The sequence below is a fragment of the Jatrophihabitans fulvus genome, assembly GCF_054781375.1.
Genome location: NZ_BAAGUN010000001.1, coordinates 834,252 through 847,357 on the forward strand (window position 1 = coordinate 834,252; position 13,106 = coordinate 847,357).

A 13,106-nucleotide genomic window follows, 5' to 3' on the forward strand; every position below is an offset into this window, starting at 1 on the left:
CGGCTAGTCGATGCCGAGGCTGAACGTCGACTCGAGGTCGTGGCGGCTGTAGGCCCGGAAGGCCACGTGGGTGTCGGTGGCGATGACGCCGGGCACCTTGGACAGCCGCCCGGCGATCACCTCGGCGATCTTCTCGAACTCGCGCACCCGGACGATCGCGATCAGGTCGACGTCGCCGGCGACGGAGTAGACCTCGCTGACGCCGTCGATGCCCGCGATGGTCTCGGCGACCTCGGGGATCTTGTCGGACTCGACCGACACCATGACGATGGTCGTGATCACCCGCCGAGATTAGCGTGCGGCGCGGGCCGGCTGCGCGGTCATGGGCAGCCGACGCCGGTCGGCGAACGGGTCGGTGCGTCCCGACCCCGCCCCGCCGGCGAGATAGGTGGTCAGTGACCCGGCGCCGTAGGCGGGCATCACCCACGGCTGCGAGGTGTCGACCAGCCGCGTGCCCGGCTGTTCGAGCCAGCTCAGGATGCACTCGGTCTCCTCGGCCAGCGGGCCCTCGCTGGGGCTTCGCGCCGGATCGACGACGTCGGCGGTGGCGCGCAGCGCGTCGATGACCGGCCAGGGCGCGATGCCCCGTGTGGCGACGCCGGCGGCGACCAACCGTCCGGACCTCACGACCGACAGTTCCCAGCCGCCGTCGCCGTCGGGGCGGGCGGCGACGAGCTCGGTGACGGCCCGCAGCGACGACAGCCGCTGCATGCGCGCCGCGGCACGCACGACGGTCATGATGCGGTCGCGGACGGTGCCCGCCTGCTCGTAGCGCTGCTGCCCGGCCAGCGCCGCCAGCTTGGCCTCGAGCGGCGCGACGAGCGGACGGACGTCACCGGTCCAGGCCTGGGCGACCAGGCCGACGAGCGCGTCGTACTGCTCGGGGCTGGTGCCGCCCTCGCAGGGCGCGGAGCACTTGCCGATGCCCGCCAGCAGGCACGCGGCCCGCACGACCCGCCGCAGCGACAGCTTGTCGGTGCACTGCCGCAGCGGCACCGCGTCGTGGATCGCATCGCGCACCACCTCGGCCTGCCGCTGCGTGCGCAGCGGCCCGAGGTAGGGGGCACCGTCGGCGCGGACCTGCCGCACCACCGACAACCGGGGGAACGGCTCGACGGTGAGCTTCAGCCACACCGAGCGCTCGGGGAACTTCGAGCGCTTGTTGTACCGCGGTTTGTGGGCGGCGATGAGCCGCAGCTCGCGCACCTGCGCCTCGAGAGCGTGCGCGCAGGGGATGGGGTCGACCCGCTCGGCGATGCCGATCATCTCGCCGATGCGGGACCGGGTCTCGCTGGCGACGAAGTACTGCCGCACCCGGGTGCGCAGGTTGCGGCTGGTGCCGACATAGAGCGGACGGCCCTGCGCGTCGCGGAAGATGTAGACCCCCGGCCCGGTGGGCATGCCGTCGGCGAGGTGCCGCTTGCGCCGCTGCGCCTCGCTGACCTGAGCGGTGAACGAGCGCAGCTCGGTGAGCGAGTGCACGCCCAGCGGCCCGAGCCGTTCGAGCAGGCCGTGCAGCACGTCGACGGTGGCGCGGGCGTCGTCGAGCGCCCGGTGGGTGGGCGTGGTCGTCGCCCGGAAGAACGGTGCCAGCGTGCCCAGCTTGCAGTTGGGCACCTCGTCGCGGGTGAGCACCCGGCGGGCCAGCACCGCCGTGTCGACGACGGCGTGCGAGGGCCACGGCGTCGCCAGCTCGGCGCACGCGGCCTTGAGGAACCCGATGTCGAACGGCGCGTTGTGGGCCACGAGCACCGCCCCACGGGCGAACTCGAGGAACGACGGGACGGCGCTGTCGATGGTGGGGGCCTGCACGACCATCGAGTCGGTGATGCCGGTGAGCACGCTGACGAACGCCGGGATCGAGCGCTGCGGGTTCACGAGGGTCTGGAACTCGCCGAGGACCTGACCGCCGCGCACCTTGACCGCACCGATCTCGGTGATGCCGTCGCTGTTCGCCGCGCCGCCGGTGGTCTCGAGGTCGACGACGACGAACGTGGTGTCGCGCAGCGGCTCGCCCAGCTCGTCGAAGGACAGCTGCTGGGCGGCCGGCACCGGACGCAGCCGCGACGGGGCGGGTGGGGGAGCGCCGGTCGGGGTGAGGGGACGAGCCGCGGTCATGGTCGGGAAGCTAGGCGGGGGGTCTGACGAAACCGGGTCGACGCGCGGACGTCCGTACGCTCGGCAGGCATGTCCCCCGACGCGCCACCGCCCGACGCGGGGGACGACACGGCCCTGGTCGAGCCCGCGCGGCAGCGGTTGCTGACCATCGCCGACGACGTGCTCGGCCGGCTGCCCGCCGATCAGGTGCCGGTGCCGTTGCGCCCGGTCGCGCGGTTCACCCCCGCGAAGCGGCTGCGGTTGGGCGCCTTCGCACTCGCCGGCGCGCTCGACACCGACGACGACTTCCGCAGCCGGGTCGCCGAGGCCGCCGAGGCCGCGTCACCCGAGCTGGCCGACGCCGTCCGCTCGGGAGACCCGCTGCCGGCGTCCGACCCGCTGGACGTGGCGGTGCTGACGTTCCTGCTCCGTCCGGACGGGTGGCAGCAGCGGCTCGCGGCGCTGGGACGGCGCTGGCGCGAGGAGAACCGGTCCGACCCGGACGCCGAGGCCGAGCTGGCGCGGGTGCGGGCGGAGGTCGCGGAGCTGCGCACGCAGGTGCGGGGCGAGGCGGCCCGCGTCCGCGAGGCCGTCGAGGCCGCGCTCGCCGAGGCGGAGGCCGCCACCGACGCCGAGCTGTTGTCGCTGCGCCGGGCCGCGCGCGACCGGACGCGGCAGGTGCGGGAGGCCGAGCGCGACCGCGACGCCGCCCGGGCCGAGATCGACGGCCTGCGCGCGGCGATCGCCGGCGAGGCCGCGCGGCACGAGGCGGAGCTCGCGGCGCTGCGATCGCGGATCGCGGCCGCCGAGCAGGCGGCCGACACCGCCCGCCAGGGCACCCGCGCCGAGCGCGAGATCGACGACGCGCGGTTGTGGCTGCTGGTCGACACGCTCGTGCAGGCCGCGTCGGGCGTGCGGCGCGAACTCGCGCTGCCCGAGCCCACCGCCCGTCCGGCGGACGCGGTCGCGGTCGACGACCCCGGGACGGGCACGGCACCGCGGGTGGTCGATCGTCCCGGCGCGCTCGACGACCTGATGGCGCTGCCGCACCCGCACCTGATCGTCGACGGCTACAACGTGACCAAGACCGGCTACCCGCACCTGACGCTCGCCGAGCAGCGGACGCGGCTGCTGGGCGCGCTCGCGCCGCTGGCCGCGCGCGTCGAGGTCACGGTCGTGTTCGACGGTGCGGCCCGCCCGGCCGTGCAACCGGTGGCGCCGCGCGGGGTGCGGGTGCTGTTCAGCGCGGGGGAGACGCCGCCCGCGGACCCGGGGTCCGGCGAGGGCGGGCGCCGCGAGATCGCCGACGACGTGATCCGGCGGGTCGTGGCGGCGGAGCCGTCCGGACGATGCCTGCTCGTCGTCACCAGCGACCGGCAGATCGTGCGTGACACGGCAGGCCCGGCGGTGTGGGCGGTGCCGTCCGCGGTGCTGCTCGAGCGGCTGGGCTGAGCGGCCGGCCGAGCGGTCGGGCCGAGGGCGTCCGCGAAAACTGTCGGAGGGCCGTGCCAGCGTTCCGGGTGTCCCGCACCGGGCGGGACGAACGGGCCGCGAGTGCTTCGGAGGCACGATGCTCATCGACTGCGACACCTGCACGGCACGCCACGTCGCCTGCGACGACTGCGTGATCAGTGTGCTGTTGGCCACACCGCCGGTGCGGGCGGCGCGACCGCCGCGCCGGCCGGTCACTGCAGCACCGGGTCCGGCGTCGTCCGTCGAGCTCGACGACGGCTCCCGCGAGGCCATCGAGACCCTGGCCGCGGCGGGGTTGGTGCCGCCGTTGCGTCTGGTTCGTCCGGTTCCGGAACCCGGCGCCGGACGGGAAATCGCGTGACAGGTGTGCACGCGAGGCCCACCCCGCCGTTGCACGGCGAATTGGGACTGTCGTAACCTTTCCGAGACCTAATCGGTTCCATGGGTGCCCACCGGGCCACCGCCGAGCAGGTTCCGCCGAATTACATCCAGAACGACGCCTCGCTGCCCGGATACCCCGGGTGAGGTGCCGGTAAACCGGGGACCCACGCAGTTCCGGGGTGAATCGGGTGATACGGGGCGCTGATCGCAGCCACCCCCGTCGAACCCGTAGGGCTACTTCCCGGCCCGAACCCGTCAGCTAACCCGGTAGGCGGTACGAGGAAGAAGGAGTCGCGCCGCCCGTGGCGATCCGTTTCAAGCACCGTGTTCGACCCGCACTGGTCGCCGTCTCGCTCGTGGCGACCGCCGTGGCCGTGCCGGCCGTGGCGTCCGCCGCTCCGAGCGCCCCGCGCCAGGAACCGACCATCGACCAGGTCGAGAAGAAGCTCGGCACCCTGGCGATGACCAATTCGCAGCTGGTCGAGCAGTACAACCAGGCGCGTGTGAAGGTGCAGAAGCTCGACGCGAAGGCGGGCGCCGCGCAGCGGGCCGCCGCCGTCGCGTCGTCGCAGTACCGCACCGCGAAGCTCACCTTCGCCCGCAACGTCCAGCAGCAGTACCTCTCCGGCGACCTCGGTGCCGCGGGCGCGCTGTTCGACAGCGAGAGCGGCCCGAACTACCTCGACCGCCTCAACACCCTCGACCTCATCTCCACCTACGACGCCAACATCGTGTCGCGGCTGCAGTCGACCCGCGCGGACGCGAAGTCCAAGGCCGACGACGCCGAGCAGGCGCTGGCCGGCGCGAAGCGCGAGCGCAACGCCCTCGGCTCCAAGCGGGACGCCGTCCGCAAGAAGATCGACGAGTACCGCAACCTGCTGGCCACGCTCACCGCCCGCCAGCAGGCGCGCTACGAGCGGCAGACGAACCCGACGGTCGCCAAGAAGACGTGGAAGGACCTGCCGATCAAGGCGACGGCGTCCGCCAAGCGGGCCGTCGAGTTCGCGCTCGCGCAGGTCGGCGAGCCGTACGTCTTCGGTGCCGCCGGTCCCGACGCGTGGGACTGCTCCGGCCTGACGCAGGGTGCCTGGGCCGCCGGTGGTGTCTCGCTGCCGCACTCGGCCGCCGACCAGTACAACTACGGCACGCACGTGGGCCTCGACCAGCTCAGCCCGGGCGACCTCATCTTCATGTACCAGCCGATCGGGCACGTCACGATCTACATCGGCGACGGCATGATGGTGTCCGCCCCGACCGAGGGCCAGCCGGTGCAGGTCGTGCCGGTCAGCCAGTTCAGCGGCGACATCGTCGGCGCGACGCACCTCGCCTGACGGCCCGCATCACGCACAGACGACGCAGCAGGACGGCCCGCGCGGCCGTCCTGCTGTCGTCTGTCCTGGCGGCGATCGGGCTGCTGGGGGCCTGCACCGACGACGGACCCTCGGGCCCGCCGTCGCGCGCCGAGGTCGCCAGCTTCCTGCGCGACCACTCGGCCGCCGTCCGCGACCGCGACCGGGCGCAGTTCCTCGACGGGGTGGGCGGGTCCGCTGCGTTCCGGGCCCGGCAGCAGACCGTCTTCGCCAACCTGGCGCAGCTGCGGTTCACGACCTTCGAATGGTCGCGGGGGCCGACGGTCGACGAGGTGACCCAGCGCGAGGTGCGGCGCACCCGGGGCGGCGACGCGCTCGTCGTCCGCCTGACGCTCGCGTACGCCCTGCAGCGGGCGGACGACCGGCCGGCCGAGCAGACCGTCTACTGGACCCTCGCCCGGCAGGGCGGCCGGGTCGTGGTCGTGTCCGACTCCGACCTCGCCCGCGAGGGCGGCGCGAGCTGGCGCGGTCCGTGGGACTTCGGGCCCGTCGACGTCGTGCGCGGCACGTCGTCGCTCGTCATCGTGCACCCGCAGGACGCGGAGCTGGGCCCGGTGGTCGCCGACACCCTCGACCGCGCCGTCAGCGGCGTCAGCGACGTAGTCGGCACGGGATGGCGCCGCTACGTCGCGGCGCTCGTGCCCGCGACGACCGCCGAACGCGACGCGCTCATCGGGTCGCCCGCGTCCGCCACCGCAGGTCTGGCGGCGGCCGCGGTGAGCGAGGCGGACGACGACACCACCACCAGCCTGCTGGTGGCGCCGCGCATGGTCATCGACCCGTCGCAGTACCGGCGCCTGAGCCCGGCGGGGTCGCTCGTGCTCGTCCGTCACGAGGTCACGCACATCGCCGTCGGTGGGCGGGAGACCGACTCGGTGCCGCGCTGGCTCGCCGAGGGGTTCGCCGACTACGTCGGCTACGCCCGCACCGACGAGCCGGTGCCGACGATCGCCCGCGAGCTCGCCGCGCGGCTGCGTGCGGGCTTCGTGCCCCGCTCGCTGCCCGACGCCGCCGCGTTCGACGCGGCGAGCACGGGCGCGAGCGCCTACCAGCTCGCGTGGCTGGCCTGCCGCTGGGTCGCGCAGCGCTTCGGCCAGGACCGCCTGGTGCGGTTGTACCGGGCCGTCCTCGACGACACCGGCGACCCGGCGACGGCGGTGCCGCGTGCGCTGCGGTCGGTGCTGGGGGTGTCGAGCGATCAGTTCGTCACCGGCTGGCGCGACTACGTGCGGACGGAGTTCCGCGGGTGACCCGGCGGCGCACCCTGCTCGTGACCAACGACTTCCCGCCGCGGCAGGGCGGCATCCAGTCGTTCGTGCACGAGCTGGCCGTCCGCCAGCCGGCCGGCTCGATCGTCGTCTACGCCTCCGACCACGAGGGGTCGGCCGAGTTCGACGCGCAGCAGCCGTTCCCGGTGATCCGGCACCCGTCCGGGCTGCTCGTGCCCACCCCCGGGGCGCGCCGGCGCACCGTCGCGGCGCTGCAGGAACACGGCTGCACGTCGGTCTGGTTCGGCGCCGCCGCGCCGCTCGGCCTGCTCGCCCCGGCGCTGCGGCAGGCGGGTGCGGAGCGACTCGTGGCGACCACCCACGGCCACGAGGCGGGGTGGGCGCTGCTGCCCGGCGCGCGCCAGTTGCTGCGCCGCATCGCCGCGCACGTCGACGTGGTGACCTACCTGAACGAGTACTTCCGCGTCCGCCTGTCGCCCGTGATGCGACGTGCCACGCTGCGACAGTTGAAGTCTGGAGTCGACGTCGAGACCTTCCGGCCCGAGTTGGACGGGTCCGCCGTGCGGGCGGAGTACGGGCTCACCGACCGTCCGGTGATCGTGTGCGTGTCCCGGCTCGTGGCGCGCAAGGGCCAGGACGCGCTGGTGCGCGCGCTGCCCGCCGTCCGCCGGGCGGTGCCTGACGCCGCGCTGCTGCTCGTCGGCAGCGGTCCCTACCGTCCGACGCTCGAGAAGCTGGCCGAGCGGCACGGGGTGCAAGACGCGGTCGTGTTCACCGGGGGAGTGCCGTTCGGACGGCTGCCCGAGCACTACGCCGCCGGCGACGTGTTCGCGATGCCCTGCCGCACCCGGCGCGGCGGCATGGACGTCGAGGGGCTCGGCATCGTGTTCCTCGAGGCGTCCGCCGCCGGGTTGCCCGTGCTCGTCGGCGACTCGGGCGGCTCGCCCGACGCCGTGCTCGACGGCGAGACCGGCTACCTGGTCGACGGACGTGACGACACCGCGATCGCGCGCCGCCTCGTCACCCTGTTGCAGGACGCCGACCTGCGCGGCCGGATGGGCGCCGCCGGACGGGCGTGGGTCGAGCGCGACTGGCGCTGGCAGGACTCCGCCGACGCCCTGCGCGCCATGCTCGACGGCTAGGGCCCTCGCTCAGACGTTGAGTGGCCACAAAGCCGTTGAGTGGCGCGAAATCTCGCGCCACTCAACGGGTTATCGCGCCACTCAACAGGATTCGGGGCGGCGCTACTTGCTGTAGAGCGCGGCGATCCGGTCGGAGTTCTCCTGGTGCACGACGTTGCGCTTGACCTTCATGGACGGGGTGAGCTGGCCACCCTCCTCGGTCCAGTCCTCGGCGAGCAGCGTGAACTTGCGGATGGACTCCGCCTTGCTGACCGCCTTGTTCGCGTCGTCGACCGCGGTCTGGATCTCCTTGCGCAGTGCCTCGTCGTCGACGAGGTCGGCCATGGGGGTGTCCTTCGACCGGCCCTGCTGCTCGAGCCACTGGGGCAGCGCCTCGGGGTCGACGGTGATCAGCGCCCCGATGAACGGCTTCTGGTCGCCGACGACGAGGCACTGGCTGACGAGCCAGTGGGCGCGGACGCGGTCCTCGAGCACGGCGGGCGCAACGTTCTTGCCGCCGGCGGTGACGATGAGTTCCTTCTTGCGGCCGGTGATGCGGACGAAGCCGTCGTCGTCGATCTCGCCGATGTCGCCGGTGTGGAACCAGCCGTCGTCCTCGAGCGCCTCCTTGGTGGCGTCGGGGTTCTTCCAGTAGCCGCGGAACACGTGCGGCGCCTTGAACAGCAGCTCGCCGTCGTCCGCGACGCGGGCGGTGGTGCCGCCGACCGGACGTCCGACGGTGCCGATCTTGACGGCGTCCGGACGGTTCACGGTGATGCCGGCACAGGTCTCGGTGAGGCCGTAGCCCTCGTAGACGGTGACGCCGATGCCGCGGAAGAAATGGCCCAGGCGGGCGCCCAGCGGCGCGCCGCCCGAGACCGCGGCGATGCAGTTGCCGCCGAGCGCTGCCCGCAGCTTGCCGTAGACGAGCTTGTCGAAGATCGCGTGCTGCACCTTGAGCAGCAGCCCGGCCGACCCGGTCGAGGTGGCCTCGGAGTACTTGACGGCCACGGAGTCGGCGAGGTCGAAGATCTTGCCCTTGCCGTCGGCGTGCGCCTTCTGCTTCGCGCCGTTGTAGACCTTCTCGAACACGCGGGGCACGGCGAGCACGAAGGTCGGCTTGAAGTCGGCGAGGTCCTCGAGCAGGTTCTTGACGTCCGGGGTGTGGCCGAGCGTGCAGCCGACCGCGAGCGAGCCGATCTCGATGACCCGCCCGAAGACGTGCGCGATCGGCAGGAACAGCAGGGTCGAGGTCTCGGCGTTGAAGAAGTCCTCGAGCAGGTTCATCAGCTCGACGGACTCGACCACGAACGAGCGGTGCGTGAGCTCGCAGCCCTTCGGACGGCCGGTGGTGCCGGACGTGTAGATGATCGAGGCGAGGTCCTCGAGGGTCACGGCGGTGCGGCGCTGCTCGACGTCGGCGTCGGACACGTCCTTGCCGCCGGCGACGAGCGCGTCGATGCCGCCGTCGTCGAGGCACCACACGTGCGCGAGGTCGGGGGCGTTGCCCTTGATCTCGTCGACGATCGCGGCGTGCTCGGTCGTCTCGACGACGATGCCGCGCGCGCCGGAGTCGGTGACGATCCACTCGACCTGCTCGGCGCTGGACGTCTCGTAGATGGGCACCACCGCGGCGCCGATCGTGAACAGCGCGAAGTCGAGCAGCGTCCACTCGTAACGCGTCTTGCTCATCACCGCGACGCGGTCGCCGGGGTCGATGCCGGCGGCCATCAGGCCCTTGGCGGTGGCGGTCACCTCGTCGGCGAACTGCCGTGCCGTGACGTCGCGCCAGCTGCCGCCGACGCGCCGCCGCAGCGCCACGTGATCGGGCCGCTGCTGCGCGTTCGTGAACACGAAGTCGGCGGTGTTGCTCTGGCTGAGGGTGGTCGCCGTCGCGGCGACATGCAACTCCTGCACGTCTGCACCGTACCGGTGAGTAGCCGGTACGACACGGGGCCCGGCTGTGCGTCCGCGCGGGGCGCCCTCCCCGTCCGCGCGACGCGACCGGCCCGTCCGGCTGACGTACTGTCCGCAGGGTGACCGATCCGGTGATCGACGCCCTGCGCCGCGCGGTCGCGGCGGCCCCGGACGACCACGACCTGCGGCTGCACCTGGCCGAGCAGCTCATCGCCGCGGGACGTGGGGGCGAGGCCGTGGTCGAGGCCGCCGCGGTGCTGCAGCAGGTTCCAGACCACCCCGCCGCCCGTGACGCCATGGCCCGGGCCCTGAGCGGGGGAGCGGCGCCCGCGCAGCCGCCGGCCACCGCGCCGGCACAGCCCGACCGGTTCGACTGGCACGCCGCCGAGCAGGAGGTGTCCGACCTCGCCGGCCCGATGTTCGTCTCCGACGACGGGGCGGACACGTCCGACGACGGCCAGCCGCTGCGGGAGGCCCACGAGGTCGAGCGGGCGTCCGTCCGCCTCTCGGACGTGGGCGGCATGGTGCACGTCAAGGAACGGCTCGAGGCGGCCTTTCTCGCGCCTATGCGCAATCCGCAGCTGCGGGCGCTCTACGGCAAGAGCCTGCGTGGCGGTCTGCTGCTCTACGGCCCGCCCGGGTGCGGCAAGACCTTTCTCGGACGGGCGGTGGCCGGCGAGCTGGGCGCGGCGTTCATTCCCGTGGCGCTGTCGGACGTGCTCGACATGTACATCGGCAGCAGCGAGCGCAACGTGCACGAGCTGTTCCAGCTGGCTCGCCGCAACGCCCCGTGCGTGCTGTTCCTCGACGAGGTCGACGCGATCGGTCAGCGGCGCACGCAGACCCGCAACAACGCGATCCGGGGCGCCACCAACCAGCTGCTGACCGAGCTCGACGGCGTCGACTCGGTCAACGAGGGCGTGTTCGTGCTCGCCGCGACCAACCAGCCCTGGGACGTCGACCCGGCGTTGCGCCGTCCCGGGCGTTTCGACCGGACGGTGCTGGTGCTGCCGCCGGACGCTCCCGCGCGCGAGCAGATCTTCCGCCACCACCTGCAGCAGCGCCCGGTCGAACGGGTCGATCTGCGCAAGCTCGCCGGATCGTCGGACGGGCTGTCGGGCGCCGACATCGCCTACGCGTGCGAGCTCGCGTCCGAACGGGCCCTGCTCGACAGCGTCCGCACCGGGCAACCGCGCATGATCACGCACGACGACCTCGCCGCCTCGCTGCGCGAGGTGCGCCCGTCGATCGGACCGTGGCTGGACACCGCGCGCAACGTCGTCGAGTTCGGCGACGACGACGGCACGTACGCCGAGCTGCGGGCGTACCTGAAGAATTCGAAGCGCCTGTAGCGCGATGGACGCCGCGCTGCTCGCGCAGGCCGAGAACCTGCTCGAACTCGACCGCGACGCCCAGGCCCGGGACGTCGTCACGCGCCTGCTGGCGCAGGAGCCCGACCATCCGCGGGCGCTGTGCCTGCTGGCCCGGGCCTGCCTGGGCACGCACGACGCCGCGGGCGCGGTGCGGGCCGCCCAGGCGGCCGCCCGCGTCGCACCGCACGACGACTGGCCGCTGCGGCTCGAGGCGCTGGCGTACTCGCGCCTCGGCGACCACGCCGCGGCGCGACAGGCGGCGCTCCGGGCGGTCGAGGTCTCGCCGGACGACTGGCGTCCGCACGTGGTGTTCGCGCAGGTCGGGCTGCCCGTCCGCTCGCTGGAGTGCGAACCGGCCGCGCGGACGGCGGTGCGCCTCGACCCGACCAACCCCGACTGCCACGAGGTGCTCGGCGACGTGCTGCTCGACCGCGGCCGCACCCGGGAGGCCGCGGCCGCCTACCGGCAGGCGCTGCACCTGGACCCGCAGCACGCCGGTTCGAGGCACGGCATGGCGCTCGTGCACGCCCGGCGCCGCAACATCGGCCGCGCCGCCGCCGGCTTCGCCGCCGCGGCGGCCGCGGACCCGGACGACAGGATGGCGGCCCACAACCTCGTGGTGATGGGCACCCGCGCGCTGCAGGTCGTCCACCTCATCACCTGGATCGCGATGGTGACCGGCGGCCGGGCCGCCCTGGACACCGGCCGGGGCGTCTATGCGGTCGTCGGGTTCCTCGCCGCGGCGCTGGCGCTCGGGGCGTTCGTGGTCGTGCTCTGGTGGGGCGCGAGACCGAACACGTGGCGGCTCGCGCGTTCGGTGCTGCGCCGGCAGCGGTCGCTGGCGGTGTGGTTCGCCCTGCTCGTGCTGACCCTGCTGCTGCTCGGTCTGGGCGCGGTCGTGCCGCCGGGTGCCCGCGCGATGGTGCTCGGCGCGGCCACCGGCACGTTGTTCGCCGCCACCCTCGTGGTCGTCGCCATGATCGTCGGCGCCCGGTTCGGTCGCAGGCGCCGGGCGTGAACCCCGCCCCCGAACCACTGCCCCCGGACGACGGCGGCGACCCGCACGCACCCGAGCTGGAGCGCGTCGAGCACCTGCTCGACCTCGGCCGCGGCGAGCAGGCGCAGGACGCGGCGTCGCGCATCCTGCGGGTCGACCCGCAGCACCCGGCGGCGCTGCTCGCGTTCGCGCGTGGCGGCCTGCTGCGCGGCGATCCGCGGGCCTACGACGCCGCGCGGGCGGCGCTGGCCGTGGCTCCCGAGGACGTCGACGCACTGTGCGTCGCCGCCCTGGCCGCCGCCGTCCGCCGCCGCGGGTGGGAAGCGCGGGAGCTGATCGGGGCCGCGGTCGCGCGGTCGCCGCACGACGCGGACGTCCACACCACCCACGCGCAGGTGGCGCTGCTCGGCATCGTGACGAAGGCGGCGATGGCGTCGGCCCGCGAGGCCGTGCGGCTGCGGCCCTGGGACGCCGACGCGCACCGCCTGCTGGGCGCGCTGCTGATCGAGCGCGGTCGCACCACCGAGGCGCGGGCGGCACTGGGGGAGGCGCTGCGGCTCGACCCGGCGAACGAGCCGGCCCGCGACGACCTCGCCCGCGCGGACGCCGCCGGCGGCCACCCGATCCGCGCGTCCGCCTGGTTCGCCGAACAGCTGGGCCGCGCGCCGGACGACCCGCGGGCCGCGCACAACGTGGTCGCCGCCGCGAGCCGGCTGGCCGGCATCGTCCACACCGTGCTGCTGGTGGCGGCGCTGCCGGTCTGGTGGATCGACAGCGTGGTCGCCGGACGTGTGCTGGCTGCTGTCGCCACCGGCGTCGGGGTGGGCGCGGCGGGCCGGGTCTATCGCGGGGTGGTCGCGAACCTGCCGCCGCACCGCCGGCGCTTCGTCCGCTTCGCGCTGCGGCGCAGCCCGACCCTCACGCTGTTCTACGTCCTCGTCGCGGCGGGCCTGGTCTCGGCCTGGGCCTGGTCGCTGACGCCCACGGCGCTGCTGGGGGACGCCGCGGGGCAGCTGATGCGGCGGCTGTTCCTGGCGCTCGTGCTGGCCGCGTTCGCCGTCCGCATCGCGCGTCGCGTGACCGGCCGCAACCGGTTCCGTCCGGTGATCTGAGCCCGCGCCCGGTGTGACGGCCGTCGGACGCGCCGC

Annotated in this window: 11 protein-coding genes and 1 riboswitch; of the genes, 8 read left to right on the forward strand and 3 right to left on the reverse strand. The window is 74.0% G+C overall.

The window, feature by feature from the left end; all coding sequences use genetic code 11:
• Positions 1–3: 3 nt before the first annotated feature.
• Positions 4–282: an Lrp/AsnC family transcriptional regulator gene (locus ACYVP9_RS04070; protein ID WP_460603415.1), complete on the reverse strand. Its 279-nt coding sequence runs from the start codon at positions 280–282 to the stop codon at positions 4–6.
• Between the two features lie 9 nt (positions 283–291).
• Positions 292–2,118, reverse strand: coding sequence for a DEDD exonuclease domain-containing protein (locus ACYVP9_RS04075; protein WP_460603416.1), 1,827 nt, complete (start codon positions 2,116–2,118; stop codon positions 292–294).
• Positions 2,119–2,187: 69 nt separating this feature from the next.
• On the opposite strand from ACYVP9_RS04075, the gene ACYVP9_RS04080 reads away from it, so the two are divergent.
• From ACYVP9_RS04080 to ACYVP9_RS04100, 5 genes are all read left to right on the forward strand, one after another.
• Entirely contained in the window at positions 2,188–3,549 is a 1,362-nt protein-coding gene (locus tag ACYVP9_RS04080) for an NYN domain-containing protein (RefSeq protein ID WP_460603417.1), read from the forward strand.
• Positions 3,550–3,667: 118 nt separating this feature from the next.
• A complete protein-coding gene (locus ACYVP9_RS04085) occupies positions 3,668–3,931 on the forward strand; it encodes a hypothetical protein (RefSeq protein ID WP_460603418.1) in 264 nt (87 codons plus the stop codon).
• A 144-nt stretch (positions 3,932–4,075) separates the two neighbouring features.
• A riboswitch (cyclic di-AMP (ydaO/yuaA leader) is annotated at positions 4,076–4,240 on the forward strand.
• A gap of 13 nt (positions 4,241–4,253) precedes the next feature.
• Positions 4,254–5,282 carry a C40 family peptidase gene (locus ACYVP9_RS04090; RefSeq protein WP_460603419.1) on the forward strand — a complete coding sequence of 343 codons (1,029 nt, stop codon included), beginning with the start codon at positions 4,254–4,256 and terminating at the stop codon, positions 5,280–5,282.
• A gap of 203 nt (positions 5,283–5,485) precedes the next feature.
• Entirely contained in the window at positions 5,486–6,571 is a 1,086-nt protein-coding gene (locus ACYVP9_RS04095; RefSeq protein ID WP_460603420.1) for a hypothetical protein, read from the forward strand.
• The gene (locus ACYVP9_RS04100) at positions 6,568–7,692 is read left to right on the forward strand and encodes a glycosyltransferase family 4 protein (protein WP_460603421.1); all 1,125 of its coding nucleotides are present in this window, start codon (positions 6,568–6,570) and stop codon (positions 7,690–7,692) included. The genes ACYVP9_RS04095 and ACYVP9_RS04100 overlap by 4 nt, the downstream gene beginning before the upstream one ends.
• Positions 7,693–7,794: 102 nt before the next feature.
• Here ACYVP9_RS04100 and ACYVP9_RS04105 read toward each other — a convergent pair whose 3' ends face one another.
• The gene (locus tag ACYVP9_RS04105; protein ID WP_460603422.1) at positions 7,795–9,588 is read right to left on the reverse strand and encodes an AMP-dependent synthetase/ligase; all 1,794 of its coding nucleotides are present in this window, start codon (positions 9,586–9,588) and stop codon (positions 7,795–7,797) included.
• Positions 9,589–9,707: 119 nt separating this feature from the next.
• Here ACYVP9_RS04105 and ACYVP9_RS04110 point away from each other — a divergent pair, with 119 nt between their 5' ends.
• Genes ACYVP9_RS04110 through ACYVP9_RS04120 form a run of 3 tightly spaced genes read left to right on the forward strand, consistent with a single transcriptional unit; the run spans position 9,708 to position 13,070 of the window.
• On the forward strand, positions 9,708–10,940 hold the full coding sequence (locus ACYVP9_RS04110; protein ID WP_460603423.1) for a tetratricopeptide repeat protein: 1,233 nt from the start codon (positions 9,708–9,710) through the stop codon (positions 10,938–10,940).
• A gap of 4 nt (positions 10,941–10,944) precedes the next feature.
• Positions 10,945–11,979 (forward strand): tetratricopeptide repeat protein, encoded by a 1,035-nt coding sequence (locus ACYVP9_RS04115; RefSeq protein WP_460603424.1) that lies wholly within the window; start codon positions 10,945–10,947, stop codon positions 11,977–11,979.
• Positions 11,976–13,070, forward strand: coding sequence for a tetratricopeptide repeat protein (locus ACYVP9_RS04120; RefSeq protein WP_460603425.1), 1,095 nt, complete (start codon positions 11,976–11,978; stop codon positions 13,068–13,070). Before ACYVP9_RS04115 ends, ACYVP9_RS04120 begins: the two co-directional genes overlap by 4 nt.
• Positions 13,071–13,106 lie beyond the last annotated feature (36 nt).

Coding starts and splice junctions, on each gene's coding strand:
- ACYVP9_RS04075 (WP_460603416.1), bottom strand. CDS start 2,118: ATGACCGCGGCTCGTCCCCTCACCCCGACCGGCGCTCCCCCACCCGCC.
- ACYVP9_RS04080 (WP_460603417.1), top strand. CDS start 2,188: ATGTCCCCCGACGCGCCACCGCCCGACGCGGGGGACGACACGGCCCTG.
- ACYVP9_RS04085 (WP_460603418.1), top strand. CDS start 3,668: ATGCTCATCGACTGCGACACCTGCACGGCACGCCACGTCGCCTGCGAC.
- ACYVP9_RS04115 (WP_460603424.1), top strand. CDS start 10,945: ATGGACGCCGCGCTGCTCGCGCAGGCCGAGAACCTGCTCGAACTCGAC.